Annotated in this window: 17 protein-coding genes and 1 tRNA gene; 6 read left to right on the top strand and 12 right to left on the bottom strand. The window is 45.2% G+C overall.

Translation table 11 applies throughout. The annotated features are described in order from the left end of the window. Window positions 1-21: 21 nt before the first annotated feature. The 5 genes from H6F66_RS20285 to H6F66_RS20265 all read right to left on the bottom strand — a co-directional run bounded on the left by H6F66_RS20285 (window position 22) and on the right by H6F66_RS20265 (window position 4,789). Window positions 22-804, bottom strand: coding sequence for a hypothetical protein (locus H6F66_RS20285; RefSeq protein WP_190424653.1), 783 nt, complete (start codon window positions 802-804; stop codon window positions 22-24). Between the two features lie 216 nt (window positions 805-1,020). After that, window positions 1,021-1,968 carry a translation elongation factor Ts gene (gene tsf, locus H6F66_RS20280; protein ID WP_190424651.1) on the bottom strand — a complete coding sequence of 316 codons (948 nt, stop codon included), beginning with the start codon at window positions 1,966-1,968 and terminating at the stop codon, window positions 1,021-1,023. Between the two features lie 43 nt (window positions 1,969-2,011). Beyond that, window positions 2,012-2,812 (bottom strand): 30S ribosomal protein S2, encoded by an 801-nt coding sequence (gene rpsB / locus H6F66_RS20275; protein ID WP_190424649.1) that lies wholly within the window; start codon window positions 2,810-2,812, stop codon window positions 2,012-2,014. Window positions 2,813-3,053: 241 nt separating this feature from the next. Further along, window positions 3,054-3,815: an SDR family oxidoreductase gene (locus tag H6F66_RS20270; protein ID WP_190424647.1), complete on the bottom strand. Its 762-nt coding sequence runs from the start codon at window positions 3,813-3,815 to the stop codon at window positions 3,054-3,056. Between the two features lie 143 nt (window positions 3,816-3,958). Beyond that, a complete protein-coding gene (locus H6F66_RS20265) occupies window positions 3,959-4,789 on the bottom strand; it encodes a nuclear transport factor 2 family protein (RefSeq protein WP_190424645.1) in 831 nt (276 codons plus the stop codon). A 144-nt stretch (window positions 4,790-4,933) separates the two neighbouring features. On the opposite strand from H6F66_RS20265, the gene murG reads away from it, so the two are divergent. The 3 genes from murG (at window position 4,934) to H6F66_RS20250 (ending at window position 7,270) form a co-directional block, all read left to right on the top strand. After that, window positions 4,934-5,992, top strand: coding sequence for an undecaprenyldiphospho-muramoylpentapeptide beta-N-acetylglucosaminyltransferase (murG, locus tag H6F66_RS20260; RefSeq protein WP_190424643.1), 1,059 nt, complete (start codon window positions 4,934-4,936; stop codon window positions 5,990-5,992). 238 nt (window positions 5,993-6,230) lie between these two features. Then, complete coding sequence (locus H6F66_RS20255) at window positions 6,231-6,587, top strand: S-layer protein (RefSeq protein ID WP_190424641.1); 357 nt, start codon at window positions 6,231-6,233, stop codon at window positions 6,585-6,587. A 167-nt stretch (window positions 6,588-6,754) separates the two neighbouring features. Further along, window positions 6,755-7,270 (top strand): DUF29 family protein, encoded by a 516-nt coding sequence (locus H6F66_RS20250; protein ID WP_190424639.1) that lies wholly within the window; start codon window positions 6,755-6,757, stop codon window positions 7,268-7,270. A gap of 124 nt (window positions 7,271-7,394) precedes the next feature. Here the strand turns inward: H6F66_RS20250 and H6F66_RS20245 are convergent, their stop codons facing one another. From H6F66_RS20245 to H6F66_RS20235, 3 genes are all read right to left on the bottom strand, one after another. Next, window positions 7,395-7,751, bottom strand: coding sequence for a phage holin family protein (locus H6F66_RS20245; protein ID WP_190424637.1), 357 nt, complete (start codon window positions 7,749-7,751; stop codon window positions 7,395-7,397). A 108-nt stretch (window positions 7,752-7,859) separates the two neighbouring features. Next, a complete protein-coding gene (locus H6F66_RS20240) occupies window positions 7,860-8,516 on the bottom strand; it encodes a biopolymer transporter ExbD (protein ID WP_190424635.1) in 657 nt (218 codons plus the stop codon). 80 nt (window positions 8,517-8,596) lie between these two features. Beyond that, window positions 8,597-9,286 (bottom strand): MotA/TolQ/ExbB proton channel family protein, encoded by a 690-nt coding sequence (locus tag H6F66_RS20235; protein WP_190424633.1) that lies wholly within the window; start codon window positions 9,284-9,286, stop codon window positions 8,597-8,599. Between the two features lie 203 nt (window positions 9,287-9,489). Here H6F66_RS20235 and H6F66_RS20230 point away from each other — a divergent pair, with 203 nt between their 5' ends. Continuing rightward, window positions 9,490-9,804 carry a YkvA family protein gene (locus H6F66_RS20230; RefSeq protein WP_190424631.1) on the top strand — a complete coding sequence of 105 codons (315 nt, stop codon included), beginning with the start codon at window positions 9,490-9,492 and terminating at the stop codon, window positions 9,802-9,804. Window positions 9,805-10,156: 352 nt separating this feature from the next. On the opposite strand, the gene H6F66_RS20225 is transcribed toward H6F66_RS20230, so the two are convergent. Next, window positions 10,157-10,229, bottom strand: a tRNA-His gene (locus H6F66_RS20225). A 119-nt stretch (window positions 10,230-10,348) separates the two neighbouring features. On the opposite strand from H6F66_RS20225, the gene H6F66_RS20220 reads away from it, so the two are divergent. Beyond that, complete coding sequence (locus tag H6F66_RS20220; RefSeq protein ID WP_190424629.1) at window positions 10,349-10,729, top strand: DUF4359 domain-containing protein; 381 nt, start codon at window positions 10,349-10,351, stop codon at window positions 10,727-10,729. Between the two features lie 263 nt (window positions 10,730-10,992). Here H6F66_RS20220 and H6F66_RS20215 read toward each other — a convergent pair whose 3' ends face one another. The 3 genes from H6F66_RS20215 to H6F66_RS20205 all read right to left on the bottom strand — a co-directional run bounded on the left by H6F66_RS20215 (window position 10,993) and on the right by H6F66_RS20205 (window position 14,575). Beyond that, on the bottom strand, window positions 10,993-12,246 hold the full coding sequence (locus tag H6F66_RS20215; RefSeq protein WP_190424627.1) for a glycosyltransferase family 4 protein: 1,254 nt from the start codon (window positions 12,244-12,246) through the stop codon (window positions 10,993-10,995). Window positions 12,247-12,403: 157 nt separating this feature from the next. Further along, window positions 12,404-13,555 carry a glycosyltransferase family 4 protein gene (locus tag H6F66_RS20210; RefSeq protein ID WP_190424626.1) on the bottom strand — a complete coding sequence of 384 codons (1,152 nt, stop codon included), beginning with the start codon at window positions 13,553-13,555 and terminating at the stop codon, window positions 12,404-12,406. Between the two features lie 150 nt (window positions 13,556-13,705). Further along, on the bottom strand, window positions 13,706-14,575 hold the full coding sequence (locus tag H6F66_RS20205; protein WP_190424623.1) for a glycosyltransferase family 2 protein: 870 nt from the start codon (window positions 14,573-14,575) through the stop codon (window positions 13,706-13,708). Window positions 14,576-14,794: 219 nt separating this feature from the next. Between H6F66_RS20205 and H6F66_RS20200 the strand changes: the two genes are divergently transcribed. Further along, entirely contained in the window at window positions 14,795-15,385 is a 591-nt protein-coding gene (locus H6F66_RS20200) for a methyltransferase domain-containing protein (protein WP_190424622.1), read from the top strand. The last annotated feature ends 13 nt before the right edge of the window (window positions 15,386-15,398 follow it).

Here is a 15,398-nt window from a genome sequence, read left to right as displayed (position 1 = left end):
TTTCTCCTTAGTGCCTAGTCCCTATTCTTCAAACCAACACGCACGCCAAGCGGCTTGAGCATCTGCAACGGTACGCTCACGCTGCTTTTTCTGAAATTCCCGGCGGAGTGTGGTGAACTGTGCGTTGAGGTTGCGAATTTGGTTGCGAAACGCCATTACAGTTGAGTCACCAAACTCAATTTCCGATAACCGCAAATGAATTGCCACGATTGGGGTGACATTGGAGTTTTGGATAGTTGGAAATTCAGGCATTTCTATGTCATCATTGGCGATCGAAATCGCCAATTTTATGATATTGGGTCGTCCTCCCACTGGTTGAGCTGATGGCTCTGTTTTGACAGCAGCTTCCAGAACCGCTGGCGGGAATTTGTTGGGTAAAATACCAGTTTCCTGTAGTAGGCTATTGATGTCGCAAGAGACTGAGATCAAGGTTTCGCTAATGGCGCTTTCTAGCTGCTCTTGCCACTTAGCGATATCTTCCAGGTTTGTTGTCGGGACGCTGTTGGCTGCTGTCTCGATGGGGGGAGGCTCCAGGTGCAACAACAGTTGTGTTTGAGCTTTACGTGCTAGTTGCAGGAGGTTCTGCTGTAATTTTTGTCTTGCGTCAACAGGCAAGCTTAGGAACGCTTCTGGGTAAGCCTGGGTACAAAGATAATAAATAGCTTGGATTAACTGCTGGCGCATTGCTTGCTCCAAGGCGGCCAGGTATTGGTTATAGGTGTTGTGGAATTCCGACGCGATCGCGTCGGTCGCTTCTTGCAGCACTGCCATATCCCACTCTATTTGCTCTACTGTTCTCGCCATAGCATCATCTAGACAGCTGCTTATCTGAACGTTACTTGCGTACAAGTGTACTACTCTAATTTAGAATAACGGCTTATCGTCATTAGTCAATCGTCAACAGACTCAGGACTAATGATAAAAGACAGGTCAGCCATGTGAGGGGTTGACCTGTCTTTTCGACTCTTGATAGCAGCTACTAGCTTCTAGAGCTGCTATCAAGGGGAGCGATCGCGCTGATTATTTATTGCCGCCCATTTGAGCTGCAACTTCCTCAGCAAAATTGCTTTCTTGCTTTTCTAGCCCTTCGCCCAGGATATACCGGACAAACTGACGCACTTCGATGTTTCCACCTAACTGGCTAACGTGCTGCTTCACCAAATCTTCCACCGCGATGCTTTGGTCGCGAATGTAAGGCTGATCCATCAAGGTCATCTCTTGCAGGCGCTTATCAATTCGCCCTTGAACAATCTTTTCCTTGATGTTCTGCGGCTTATTCCCCAGGTCATCCCGCCCCATTTCAATTCCCTTTTCCCTCTCAACGACTTCGGCGGGGATGTCGCTGACTTTCACATATTCCACGTTGGGACAAGCAGCAATTTGCATAGCAACGTTCTGCACCAGAGTTTTGAATTCTTCACTGGCCGCAACCTCATCGCTTTGGCAGTTAACTTCCACCAAAACGCCAACTCGTCCCCCTGTGTGGATGTAGCTCCCGACTAGCCCGGAAGTTCCTTCATCCAGCACAAACCGCTCAAAGCGACGCACCTGAATGTTTTCACCCAACTGGCTGATGTTTTGCTTCACCAACTCTTCGACCGTAATATTTTGGTCGTGAATGTACGGCTGAGACATCAGCGAATTGACATCTGAAGCGTCCGCTGCTTGCATTGCAATGTTCTGCACCAGGGTTTTAAACGCTTCGTTGCGGGCAACAAAGTCGGTTTGGCAGTTAACTTCCACCAAAACGCCAACTCTTCCCGCAGTGCCAATGTAGCTGCCGATCAACCCATCGGTGGCGGCGCGGGTTTCCATCTTCCCCGCCTTGATCATATTTTTCTGGCGCAGCCATTCAATGGCTTTGTCCATGTCACCGTCGGTTTCTTTGAGCGCTTTTTTGCAGTCCATCATGCCGACACCTGTTTTTTGGCGCAGCTCTTGGACGACTTTTGCAGATATTTCCGCCATTGCTTGGTGTTCCTACTAAGATATTGATGTTTCCAACGCTGAATTACTCCTGGGTTTCCTCTTCCTCTTCATCTGGAATGGGTGAGTCGGATTCCTCGTAATCGAGGTCGTCTTCAGCGCCTTCGTAATCTTCGTAATCGTCTTCTGCTTCTGCGTCTAGCTGACCGTGACGCCCTTCATAGATGGCATCCGCCAACTTACCCACTATTAGCTTAATTGACCGGATGGCATCATCATTGGCTGGGATGGGAATATCTACCACATCAGGATCGCAGTTTGTATCAAGAAGAGACACAATGGGAATCCCCAGCTTCTGGCATTCCTGAACAGCGTTATATTCCCGACGCTGATCCACGATTACCACGATATCAGGAACTTTCCGCATCAATTTGATGCCGCCCAGATACTTCTGCAATTTTGTCATTTCCCGACGCAGCATGGAAGCTTCTTTTTTGGGCAACAAGTCGAGGACTCCGGTTTCTTCCCGCCGCTCCAAATCCTTCAGGCGCTCTACGCGGGTTTTAATCGTCGCCCAGTTGGTGAGCATTCCCCCTAACCAACGTTGGTTAATGTAGTAGGAACCACAACGAGCAGCTTCTTGTGCCACAATACCCGCAGCCTGACGCTTGGTGCCAATGAAGAGAAACTTCTTGCCCTTCTCGGCTTCCGAACGCATATAGTTATAAGCATCTTCCATCAAATGCGCTGTCTGCACCAAGTCGATGATGTGGACACCATTGCGGGAAGTGTAGATATATGGAGACATTTTCGGGTTCCACCGTCGGGTCTGATGCCCAAAGTGAACTCCCGACTCCATCATTTGAGCCAAAGAGACGACTGACATATTTTTTTCTCCTTTCGGGTTAATCCTCCATCCAGACGTATTTCCTGCGGAAACACCCGAAACCCTGGATGTGCGAATTGAGACAACTCTTCTAGTGTATCATAAGTTAGGCTCAGATGTAGTTAAAAGTGTTGGGTTGAACGAAAGTGAAACCCAACAAATGTTTAGAAGACTTGGCTGAAGTTCCCTGGAAACCTACGCTGGTTTTATATTTTTAGCCCTAAGTTAACCGTATTAGGTTTTAAATTCGATTAACTAAAGTGGCAGTAGCTTGATCGGTTGGCACTAAAAGTATCTCGCTAATATTAACGTGGGCGGGTCTAGTGACGCAGAAAAATATCACGTCTGCAATGTCTTCTGGTGTCAAAGGTGTTAATCCTTGATAAACTTTTTTAGCTCGGTCAGTATCACCGTGAAAACGGACATTACTAAATTCAGTTTCGACTAAACCAGGATCTACCGAAGTTACGCGCACTGGCGTTCCCAAAAGGTCTTGTTTCAAGCCTTCAGAAATTGCTTTTACGGCGGCTTTAGAGGCACAATAAACATTACCGCCTGGATAAGTTTGATGTCCAGCAATTGAGCCAAGATTTACTACATGGCCCCGCCCACGATTAACCATTCCTGGTACGAGGAATCGGGTACAATATAGTAAACCTTTGATGTTGGTGTCGAGCATTTCTTCCCAATCTTGAATCCTGCCTTCATGCAGTTTATTTAAACCGCGACTTAAGCCGGCATTGTTAATCAAAATGTCTACATTAGACCAGTCGGCGGGTAGGGAAGAAAAAGCAGATTCAACAGAAACGCGATCGCGCACATCCAGAGGTAACAAATGCACAGCAGTTCCCTTCAACATCTGTGCAAGTTCTTCTAAGCGCTCTTGCCGTCGAGCCACCAAAATTAGTTTGGCACCAGCTTCAGCAAATATTTTGGCACAAGCAGCACCAATGCCACTACTAGCGCCTGTAATTAACACAATTTGGTCTTTGATTGAAACCATAGAATTTTAGATTTTGGTTATCTCGTTCCTAGGCTCCCGCTTGGGAATGCAATTCAGGAGGCTCCCGCCTCCTTTCACCGATAGCACTACAGGCGGGAGCCTCACATACTGCGTTCCCAGGCGGGAGAGTAGGAACGAAGAGATTATTTAGTTCCCGCGTTGCCTTCTACAACTCGCAGGCGCTGAGTTACCATTGTGGTGCCTTCCTCCCGAATTAACACCGTTGACACCCAGTAGTTACCTTGAGAAAGGGGCGCGCGACCTACTTTAAAAATCCCACCAGAGGATAGTAACTCTAAATCCACAGGCGCAGGTTTGACAAAGCGCTCCGCCTTAACAGGTTCCTCCACGGCTGCTCCCAGCATAAGATCGTCGCCCAGAGGTTCCTGCACAACAGCATCCAAATTATAAGACTGACCAACACGTACCTGCTCTGGCAACTTCATATTCACCGTAGGAGGCTTTGCGCCAGTCGTCATCTGAGTGCGTTCTGCTAAGATTTCCTGCTGGACAATTTTTTGATTTTGAAAACGCTGGCGCGATCGCACAGTAGACTCAATTTTCGTATCTTTGCCATCCACTTTCCCTGCACCAGTGATAGTAGTCACCGTCTCGGCCACAATCTCATCTCCCTTCGCTTCCCAAGATGTGAGTTCTGTTCGGTAGTTCAGTTTTGGGTAGCGCTGCCAGATTTGAGATAAACTCTGTTGCATACTTTGGCGATTTAAGCCGTCAGAATGGGTAAAATTCTGGCTATAGAACTGCATCACCGTCTTCACATCCTGGCGATTGGCAGCAGCATCAATTTGCGCTAGAGCATTTTTTAGCTCAGCGGGTGCTGTTTCTGGACTAGCGGCGCGGACGGTAGCAGGATGAAGCACCGAAAGCGTAAAAAGTATAAAAGCAAAAATTTTCAACTTTTGCTTAACCATAGAGAGTCGAAAGTTGTTAGAAAGAGTTATCGAGTTAGGCATCGGGGACGTGTTTGAATAGTGGGATAAAGGAAACGGATATTGAGCAACGTGCAGGGAGTAGAAATCCTGGCTACTCTCCAAAGCTAACTTACAACTAATTTTTGATCTTATCCGCGCCAGGACAGCCAGTAGGAGAAAGAAACTTTGGCAAATGAACTGAAAAAATTGTTAATAGCCGCGAGTGGTACTGGGGGGCATCTATTTCCCGCACTTGCTCTAGCCGAACAACTGCCAGACTACCAAATTGAGTGGCTTGGTGTCCCTAACCGCCTGGAAAACCAGTTGGTTCCTGCTCAATATCCCCTCAATACCATAGCTATAGAAGGCTTTCAGGAACGCTTCGGATTGGGGACACTGGGAATTTTGCTGCGCCTTAGCAGTTCCATCCGCGAGGTGCGACAGATAATTAAAGAAAAGAATTTTCAAGGCGTATTCAGCACTGGCGGTTATATTGCCGCACCAGCGATTATTGCTGCGCGATCGCTTGGAGTGCCAGTTATCCTCCACGAATCCAACGCTCTCCCTGGCAAAGTAACTCGCTGGCTGAGTGGGTGGTGTACTAGCGTCGCTTTAGGATTTGAATACGGAGCGCATTATCTACCCCGCACTGGAACAGCATACACAGGCACTCCAGTTCGCGCCCAGTTCCGCACCCAGCAAAAGCTGGATCTGCCAATTCCGGAAAACGTGCCTTTAATTGCCGTTGTCGGAGGCTCACAAGGCGCTGTCGCTGTCAATCAATTAGTGCGCCAGTGTGCGATCGCGTGGTTGGATGCAGGTGCCTGGATCGTCCATCTAACGGGCGATAATGACCCAGATGCCCAAAGCCTCCAGCACCCTCAATATTTTGCCATGCCTTTCTATGACAACATGGCGGCACTCTTCCAACGAACTAACCTGGCAATTAGCCGCGCTGGTGCTGGCACACTCACGGAACTGGCAGTAACTCATACACCCGCTATTCTCATTCCCTACCCCTACGCCGCCGAAGATCACCAAGTCTACAACGCGGCAATCTTTGACTCAGCGGGTGCTGGTTTGGTATTTCGTCAGGCAGAACTGACACCTGAGTTACTACAAAGTAAAGTGTTGAATTTATTGCATTCACCCGATTTGCTGCAACAAATGGCACAAAAAGCTGGCAAGTTGGGATTTCCTGATAGTGCCGAGCGTTTAGCGGATTTAGTACGTCAGACCCTGTAGGGACTAGAGACTAAGAGAATGGTGGGCAATGCCCACCATTAAAGTCATTGGTGGCATTCCTGTAAGTTTTTAAGGAGGTTCGGGGTTTAATTACGACTAAGCGAACAGTAGTGGGCGCTCAGCAGGAAAGATTGGGTGCATCTACACGTTGGCAGAGCAAGTGTTTTGTGCAGAATTGTTAGTTTTGAGTAGGAGCAACTTTCTCAAAAGTTGTCCTTAAAGTTGTTATTGGTAAGCCATGAAACTCATACTTTTGGCCACAGCTACCCTATTAGCTACATTTGGCTTTTTGGCTCCACTCAAAGCTCAAAATACCGAACCTTTCAACTCAACAACGCCCTCTTCTCAAACGCCACCAACTTCAGATCAAGTTTTGGAAGCTTGTTCTAGAGATGCTGCGGATACTTTGCCAAACCCTTATAGGGATGTGTCACCCTCAGACTGGGCATATAAAGCGGTTCTCAGTATGTATTATTGTGGCGCTTATAGAGGGTCAATTTCACCCGCCAAAGTTAAACCATTTCTGGAACAACAAGTTCCCAGAAGCAGCAACCCAACTGAAACTAGAGGAGAAGTTCCCCAACTTGAAGCCTAACGACTAAAGTTTCGGCTATGCAAACAAAGCGTGCGTAGACAGGCTTATTCTAGCCCGTGCAGGTAGGCTTTGTTTGTATAGCCTCAGGCTTCAGCCTGGAGGTTCTAACCAACGCATTTCCCGCCCTACAATATAATTGCTCTATGCACAAGTGAGGTCAACTGACAATGACTCAAGAACTCACAGATTTAAGAAATTATATTCTTGAAGGTCGCTATGACGATGCTTTATCCCTATTAGATGAATTGGAGGGGATGAGTAAAAAAGCTATTTTGCAGACTATCGAAAGCTTTCTGATTCGGCTGCTCGTTCACTTGATAAAGAACCAAGTTGAGCAGCGTTTAACGAATTCTTGGGCTGCTTCCATTCGAGATTCGATTCTCAAGATTCAATCTTTGAATCTTAAAGAGAATCAAACCTCATATTATATTAAGCCAGAGAAATGGGACTCTTACCTCGAAACTGCTTTTGAAGATGCAATTTTTACAGGTAGTGTGGAAGTTGCTAATGGTGCCTATAAGCCAGCTCAACTAATGAGAATAGTAGACCAAACACAGATTATAATTATAGCCAATAAATTATTAAATTTAACTTATTCTCATGCTAAAAAAGCATTACGTGATGCTATTTCAGAAGAATTTAGTCAATTACCAGGTGGGGAAGATTGGAATTTATCAGTGTGAAATTGAGGTTTGATGATGATAAGCGATCGCTAAGATATCGTATCTTCTATATTCACACGCAAACCGCCTGAATCTTTCACATCCAGGCGGTTCAATTATAGGGTTAGATTTTCAACTAGAGCGTCTAGATAAAGTTGTAGATCAGGTTGCTGACGAAAGAAAGCGCGATCGCACCGATTACCGCACTCCAAATCCCCAACCGCAAGCGGAATCCATGTACCAGAGACGCTGCGATCATGAAAGTTGCAACCGTAATAATAAACGTGAAAAGCCCTGACAGCAAGTTAAACGTCAAAAAGTTGGGAATTGCAAACACAAGTCCCATAATTGGTCTAACTATAGCAGCAACAATTCCCAGTACGGCTGCTGAAACAAATGCTTTCGGGGTGCTATCAATTTCTACGCCTACAGGTATTTGGGAAATAATCAGTAAGCTAGAAGCTGATACCAGCCATGCAATCAAAAGATCAATAAAATCCATATTTTTATTACTCCCTTTCTAGAAGTAGAGGCATGAAAAATTATCTTTATAACTACTATCGTAAGTTAAAGATCGCGCCTCTACCTCTATAAATTGGCAGAATCAACTCTACCTCTTGGGAACAGAATCAGCCTTTGGCGGAGCAATAGTAGCACCAGGGACTGGGACGGCGGGTGCAGTAGGATTAATACCTGGTTGTCCGGGTACAACAGGCAATTGCGGCTGACCTGGATTGTAAGGGTAAGTGGGAGCTGGTGCAGCGTAGGGATTATACGGCTGGATGGGAGCAGTACCGGAGTAAGGTGTAACTCCCGGAGCAACAGGAACCTGCGTATTAGAGCCAGAAGTCCCGTCACCGGAACCGGGTAAAGTTGCTAAAGACACGCGATCGCCTCCCACCTCGCGTAGTAAATCCAACACCTGAATCACATCGTTGTAACTCGCAGTCCGTGACGCATACAGCACCATCAAACCATTGGGATTTGTCGAGCGATAATTCTTTAGTGCCACAGATAGCTGCTCTTTTGAGCCGATCGGCTGTTGTTCGATATAAACTTGACCCACATCATCCAAACTTACCATCAACATCTCTCGCATCTGCGGAGTGCCGCTGCTAGCTTTAGGCAAATCCACACTGATAGCTTGCTGACGAGTTAGTTGCAAACCAGCTAACAGAAAAAACGTCAGGATACAAAAGATGACATCTATCAGAGGAACAATCTCAATCCGCGCTTCTTCAGACGGAGTATCCAAATTTACTTTCATTGTTGGAAAAAAGAGGAGAATTGCTAATTGAAGTATCGCTAATTGTTAAAAATCCATTAGCCATTGACTAAGGACTAATTTCAGCGATCGCTAGGCTCAGAACTGTCGATTTTCGGTTTGATGGCATTACTATGACGGTTAATGCCAAATTTCGGCCATTCCTGCCTGTAAAGTAACTCCAAGTCATTCCCGGCTTTGCGGAAAATTTTGATTTGATTAAACAAAAAAGCTTGAAACAGCCGATAGAAGACCAGACTAGTAATTGCAACCACCAGTCCAGCCGCCGTACTGATGAGAGATTCACTAATTCCTAAAGTTACTCCAGCAGTCGAAGACGTTCCCAAATCGCCCAAACGAATACCACTCAGGGAGCGGATCAAGCCCAAAACTGTACCCAGCAAACCTAGTAGAGGCGCGAGGGCAATTACAGCTTCTAAAAGTTTGTCGCCTTGGCGCATCGAAGCCAATTCCTCGTCCGCTGATGACTCCAGCGCCAGCTTAAACACCTCTGGATCGGGGTTAGCCAGCCGCAAAGGAGCATACAAAAAGCGCCCAATAGGTTGTCTTCTCGCCTGTCCGGCAATCTCTGCGGCAACGTCCCAGTTGCGGCTCGCCGCCTCCAGTATACGATCTATAATCTCTCTTTCCTTGGTTAAGATTCTCGCCCAAAACCACAGACGCTCCAAAATTGTTCCCAGAGATAGCAGCGATAAAGCCAGCAGGGGCCACATCACCGGTCCGCCCTTTTCAATCAGTTCTTGAAATGTCACAGTGGATTCTTTCCTCCTCACTCCCCGGCTTAGGTTTTCTTTGTTCTGTTAAAGCCATTCCAATTCTAGTTAAGCATTGTCATTCATAAGAGATACCTTCTTCTGCTGTTGTCGCATCATAAGCGTCAAACTTCGGGGGGATATCCACACCTGCATACTGCTGGTAGATTTGTCAATATTAAAAATAGATCGAGGGTTAAAGAATGAATTTTTCAATCCAATCACTTTACAACTGGTATCGCAACACAATTCGTAATCCCAAGTATCGCTGGTGGCTGATTCTGGGGACAGTGGCCTATCTGTTCAGCCCGATTGACATTGCTCCGGATTTTATTCCTGTTGTGGGACAGATTGACGATGCCTTGCTTTTGACACTGCTGGTTTCTGAGATATCCCAGATGCTGTCGCAGCGTCTCAAGTCTCGTAACGAGGAAACAGTTAGCGAAGCTGATGCTGCTAACCAAGCTTCAACAGCTTCTTCAGACACCGTTGATGTTAAGGCTGTTCCCATCAAGTAGATTACGTAATTGACAAGTTTTTCTTAGGCTCTCTGGGAAAAGGGCTTGGGGCGATCTTAGACGTGAGCTACATAAAGTAAGATCCTCCTTTGCCTCCCTTAGAAGGCAGGGTGGTTTCATACAACCCTTAGAAAATATCGAAAATTGCGAGATTTTGTAGGGGCATGGCAATGCTATGCCCCTACCGCCAGCCGAAATCAACGTTCAGAATTTTCTTTTAATAAATGCAACCACCCTGCTTTGCCTCCCTTGGAAGGGGGGTAGTATACCAGTAGCTTACACTTTGACAACCAAATATTAAAAAACCCCTCGGCGGTGGCCGAGGGGTCTTTTTGTGTGGTGTTAAGATGAGGGCGAACGATGGGACTTGAACCCACGAATGGTGGAACCACAATCCACTGCCTTAACCACTTGGCTACGCTCGCCATTCCAGTTTCTAACTATAGCATAATTTTCCGGTTTGATCCACTGAGCCAAAAATTACCCCGGAACTCAGGAGCCAGCAGGCGTAGTCTTAACCATAAAGATAAGTCGTAGGCGTACCATGAAGGGTTTGCAGGTTGTTCAAACAATTGGGACAGTCGTCCTAGCTGGGCTGGGCGTGGCAATGGCTATGACTAATCCGAGCCAGGCTGAGTATGAAGAGTTTGCCTTACAGCAGCTGACGGTGTATTTAAAAGACAATGTTTGTGCAAAAGCGTCAGAAGATTTCGGTGGCTTTTTGAAGCGTCAATGTAATTTACTGGTAGAAACTGGAAGTCCGCAAGTTAAGCAACTTATTGCTGAAACTACAGAAAGGCATAATTTTATTTTCCTTAGTATTTACCGCACGGATTTATCGGTAAGTTCGTTTTTGCCGTCTTATCATTTTGAGTCGGTGGGAGTTTTTAATAATATTTATATCTACCAAGCCCAAAAACAATAAGGCGATCGCTACTTCCTTTTTCAGCCACACCGCGTCACCCCTCCCCCACATGGTCAAGGAGGAGGGGCGAAGAAAAAGACTGACTTTGTGATTAGTCACAGGCTAATAACATGAATGCCTTATGTGAAGCGGTTCCCATAACCCATTCTCAGCTGACGGGGTGACAGCCCTTCAGATGAGGGACTTCATTGATGCTCTACTCCAAGAACAAGACAATAAAAAGCAGTCCTTTTAGGACGGGGCTTGCATCTTATTATTTTCGGTCATTTTGGAACAACAGAATTTACAACAGCTGACTGAGGCAGAATTTTTTCATACAAATCAAGTAAAAGTGTTTCCTTGAGTTCCCAGTCAAATACTTCCTGCACTCGCTTTCGTCCCGCTTGTCCCATGCGAATTCTAACTTGTGGTTCAGCTAAACGAATCATCGCCTTAGCTAAATCGTGTACTGTCTGTTCGGGATTTTCAGCAGCAACTTTAATCCCAGTTTCCTCAGTCACTTGTACTGCTGGCCCTCCCAAATTTAAGCAAATTACTGGACGACCCGCTGCCATCATTTCCGCACATACAAAACCCCCAGATTCGTGTAAGCTGGAGTGAACGAGGACGTGACTGTGCCCAATTTTAGACAGTGTTTCTTGGCGTGGCAAAGCTCCCCAGAAGCGGATTTTATCGCCAATTCCCAACGAGTGCGCTAATGCTTCTAATCGTTGCCGTTCCCCTCCATCTCCGACTATCCAGTATTCCGCTTCGGGGATGTCGTTTAGAGCGATCGCAAAAGCGCGAATCCCCAAATCTACGCCTTTCCAATGTATCAGGCGACCAACACTAATAAACCGCACTGGACTACCGTCAGGTAGACCATATTGCGCCAAACTGTTAATTTCTTCTTTAGACAAACCAACTTGCGAAGCGATTTGGACATTTTTTACCCCAAGCGATCGCAACCGTTCCGCAGTCTCGTGCGTAGTTGCTAAACCCACCCTACTCCGAAGAGCCGTCAACCGCACAAACGGATCGCACTCACCCACAGATTGAGCTAAATTTCGCAGCACTTCATAAACCTGGCCACGCCGACTAAAATCTTTCCAGAAAGCCTTTGGTGCAGCTTCCGCGCCTCCCACAGGCCCCCAAATAAAAGGTACTGGCAGCAAGGCTAAGAAGCTCGGCGACCAGTGCTTAACATAAGTAACGTGACGCGCTATGTCAAAGCAAATCTCTTGATGCAGTCGTCTTGCCAAAAAATAAGCTTGAATTTGCCAAAGGTAGTAGTGAAGTTGCACCAACCCTTGCTTATTTCGCCAATCCTCAGTCCAGTTGAAGGGATCAAAGTAAACAAAGTGTAAATTTGGCACCGGGTTGTGTTCTAACTCTGCCTCAATAGCTTGACGAAAACCAATGCGAGTCAACACCCAAACTTTGTGATCATTTGCTACCTGTCGCACCGTATTCCAGCCTACTCCTTCCTCAGAGCCACAACCAGGTTCACAAGCATAAGCGGACAAAAGGATTTTCATAGGCTTTTCATCTCTTGATAAAGCTAGCAACTTTCTATTTATATAATTCCCATTTATTTTTCTAAAATACCCATTACCCCTATAATTTCGTTCCCAAACTCAGCCTGGGAACGAAATTATAGAGGCTGGTGCCTCCTTCACTGGCGGCCCCAACCAATCAATTTGTTTCTATTACATTTATTGCCACTTCTGCCATTTCTTTTGCTGCCGCTTCTGGAGTATATTGTGCTATCAGTTGCTGCGATTTTTTACCCATTGAAGCAATTAAATCTGGATTATCTATAAAACGGCGCATACCTTCAGCAATTTCTTCCGGTTTCAGAGGATTGAATAGATAACCATTCTCCCCTTCCACAATCATTTCGTAAGCGCCTGCACCCTTAGAACACAAAACAGGTTTGCCAAACACCATTGCCTCAAGCACCACCATACCCCAGACATCTTCATAGGTAGGAAATACGAAAACATCTGCATACTGAAAGTATGCTCCAAGCTGTCCGTATTCAACCCATCCCGTCCAGGTTACGCGCTCTGCCAAACTCCTATTTTTAACAAAAACTTCCAGTTCCTCTCGTTGCGCTCCATCCCCAATAATCAGCAGCGAATAATTAGAGTATCCCTGATTTTGCAGAAGCGAACACGCCTCTAACAGGGATTTTATCCCTTTCCTAGAAATCACTTGTCCGACAAATAGAAAAACCGGACGGTTTAACTGTAACTCACTTTGTTTAGCAGCTTCAAGACGTTCCCGCAAAGCTTGCGTATCTGGCACCAAATAAGTTTTAGTAAAAATTCCATTTTCATCGGCTCCAATCACTTCCTGAAGATACTTTTTGCCGTCATGGCTATTAGCAATAAAGGCATCTGTAAACCGAACCATTAACCGGCGAACGAAGGAACGAAATTTAGAATCTTGAAAGTTAGTATTGGGTGAACTGCCATCGTAAATAATTACAACTTTCCAACCTCCCCAAGGTTTGAAAAGTAGAGCCAATACAGTCCAAATAGAGAAAGCACTGGCAAAAACTACATCAGGCTTAAATTTAAGTAACTCATTTACAATCTTCGGTGAAGCTACCATGAAGCCGCGGCCATAGCCACTTGATACTTGAGTTGCTTCTACAAACGTAAATTTTCCTACAAGTTTAACAGCGGAAGCTCCGGGAGCTTCCAGATCAAATTTAGGCCAAAGGCAACCAGTATAAAAAATTGTATTTTTACATATTTTCGTAAGTTCGTACAAAACTGGCCGCCAATAAGAGCCAAATTCGACTGAGGGAACCACTATTGCGATGCGGAGATTATCCATATTTAATTCCTTATTCTCAATTTTTATACTAATGTGTCTCATTTTTGTAAAAATGCAGTCAGCGGCAAATAAACTAAGCCGTAGCTTAGCAGGATATAAAGACCGCGCAGACGGTCTTTATATCCACACCATTCGAGGGTGCCGCTACTTTCATGTTCCTTCCTGTCGCCGCTTTCCAAAGCTGGAAAAAAGTAATTTTCTATACGGTAACAACCAAAAAATAGGCCATAAAATACCGGCATGGCGCTGAGCAAATAACTGCCGCTCTTTGAAGGTAAAATTCTTCGGCTGTTCTGCTTTCTGCCATCGTTCGCGGATAGGCAAATTCGAGTCCATCCAATTAGCATACAAAGGGTTTCCTGAACACGTTCCAATGTAGCCTGGAGCTAACCAAACGGTATATCCTTTTTGTTTTGCTCTTAACCCATAATCAAAGTCTCCGGCATAATGTCTAAAGTCAGGATCTAAGTTTCCTATTGTTTGATAAATTTCTCTAGGAATTAGGACACAATTGCCGTGCATGGTGTCGCAGCGCGTAGGTTCTTCGCCTGGTTCTAACCAGCGGAACTTGAAGGGATGCCACCATGTATTGCGCTCTACGCCTCCATAAGAAACTGTATTTGTCTCTGGATCGCGAGTCGCTCCTGTGACAATTACTGGCGCATAACCTTGCTCAGCTAAACGCTGCGATGTTGCCAGCATTTTACTCAAAGCATCGGGATAAATCAGGGTGTCATCATTAAGCCAAAGATGATAATTATGGTTGTGCTTGATGGCTTCAGAAAATGCCATCCGCATTCCCCCGTTCCAGAATAAATTGCCATTTCCCTCAATTATTTTTACTTGAGGATAAGTATGGCTTACAGCTTCCGTCGTGCCGTCGGTGCTGCCATCATCTACCAAATAAACGCAAAGCTCAAAGTCAGCTGGCAATACCTGGTTAAAAAGTGCCTCTAGACTTGCCAAAGTTTTAGGCTTGCGGTTATAGCAAGTTATCAGAATTGCTATGCTTGTTCCCATTACTCGTTTATCTCGTTGAAATTAATACTAGCGCTGTAAGAGAGCGATCGCATATTTTTTTATTATATTTATTTTATAACTAAACTGATACATTGAAATTCCTTCCAATATTCAAAAAAAATATTTTATAAATCTTTAATAAAGCTTTTTATTAAGCTATCTAAAAAACACTAAACTTACTATATACCCCTTATGCAGAATTAAAGCATGAGTACAACAATGAAATTGAATTTAGGCTCTTTTGATCGAATCTTTCCAGGCTGGATCAATACCGATATTACCCCTCACATTTTTGTTACAAAAGTACCTTTTTTAGCAGATGTGATGTTTAGCTTGAGAAAGCTAGATAAAGAGCGTTACGACGAGCATAAAAAAGGCATTTTTCGACAGTTAACTTATCTCGATTTAAGCAAAAAATTTCCTTGGGATGATAACAGCGTGGACGCTGCCTATACCTCACACGTACTTGAGCATTTGTATCTTGAGGGAGCGCTAAATTGCATTTCGGAAGTCTATCGGGTTCTCAAGCCGGGTGGAATATTTCGGATTGCAGTTCCCGACCTTGATCAATTAATTAAGAGTTACGATTCTAGCTGTCCAGAAGTCTTTTTAACGGAGTTTTTAGAGGCGACACAGACACTAGAGAAAAATCGTCATCACTGGCACTATAACGAAAATTCATTGCGGAAGATTCTCCAAGAAGCAGGTTTTCGGGACATTGTTAGACGTGAGTATCGAGAAAGTAAAATTTCAGGTATTGCTGAAAAAGAAGAACGCCCAGAATCTTTGTTTATGGAATGTGTTAAGTAAAGATTCAGTAGAG

It is taken from the genome of Trichocoleus sp. FACHB-6, from assembly GCF_014695815.1.
In the GTDB taxonomy this organism is placed as follows: Bacteria; Cyanobacteriota; Cyanobacteriia; order Cyanobacteriales; family FACHB-T130; genus Funiculus; species Funiculus sociatus.
The sequence above is the reverse complement of the archived record's forward strand: the minus strand, read 5'-3'. Positions and strand labels throughout refer to the sequence as shown.

What these genes read in the sequence shown, in the direction of transcription:
- H6F66_RS20285 (WP_190424653.1), bottom strand. Translation starts at nt 804, where the DNA reads ATGGCGAGAACAGTAGAGCAAATAGAGTGGGATATGGCAGTGCTGCAA.
- tsf (WP_190424651.1), bottom strand. Translation starts at nt 1,968, where the DNA reads ATGGCGGAAATATCTGCAAAAGTCGTCCAAGAGCTGCGCCAAAAAACA.
- rpsB (WP_190424649.1), bottom strand. Translation starts at nt 2,812, where the DNA reads ATGTCAGTCGTCTCTTTGGCTCAAATGATGGAGTCGGGAGTTCACTTT.
- H6F66_RS20270 (WP_190424647.1), bottom strand. Translation starts at nt 3,815, where the DNA reads ATGGTTTCAATCAAAGACCAAATTGTGTTAATTACAGGCGCTAGTAGT.
- H6F66_RS20265 (WP_190424645.1), bottom strand. Translation starts at nt 4,789, where the DNA reads ATGCCTAACTCGATAACTCTTTCTAACAACTTTCGACTCTCTATGGTT.
- H6F66_RS20255 (WP_190424641.1), top strand. Translation starts at nt 6,231, where the DNA reads ATGAAACTCATACTTTTGGCCACAGCTACCCTATTAGCTACATTTGGC.
- H6F66_RS20250 (WP_190424639.1), top strand. Translation starts at nt 6,755, where the DNA reads ATGACTCAAGAACTCACAGATTTAAGAAATTATATTCTTGAAGGTCGC.
- H6F66_RS20245 (WP_190424637.1), bottom strand. Translation starts at nt 7,751, where the DNA reads ATGGATTTTATTGATCTTTTGATTGCATGGCTGGTATCAGCTTCTAGC.
- H6F66_RS20240 (WP_190424635.1), bottom strand. Translation starts at nt 8,516, where the DNA reads ATGAAAGTAAATTTGGATACTCCGTCTGAAGAAGCGCGGATTGAGATT.
- H6F66_RS20230 (WP_190424631.1), top strand. Translation starts at nt 9,490, where the DNA reads ATGAATTTTTCAATCCAATCACTTTACAACTGGTATCGCAACACAATT.
- H6F66_RS20220 (WP_190424629.1), top strand. Translation starts at nt 10,349, where the DNA reads ATGAAGGGTTTGCAGGTTGTTCAAACAATTGGGACAGTCGTCCTAGCT.
- H6F66_RS20215 (WP_190424627.1), bottom strand. Translation starts at nt 12,246, where the DNA reads ATGAAAATCCTTTTGTCCGCTTATGCTTGTGAACCTGGTTGTGGCTCT.
- H6F66_RS20210 (WP_190424626.1), bottom strand. Translation starts at nt 13,555, where the DNA reads ATGGATAATCTCCGCATCGCAATAGTGGTTCCCTCAGTCGAATTTGGC.
- H6F66_RS20205 (WP_190424623.1), bottom strand. Translation starts at nt 14,575, where the DNA reads ATGGGAACAAGCATAGCAATTCTGATAACTTGCTATAACCGCAAGCCT.
- H6F66_RS20200 (WP_190424622.1), top strand. Translation starts at nt 14,795, where the DNA reads ATGAAATTGAATTTAGGCTCTTTTGATCGAATCTTTCCAGGCTGGATC.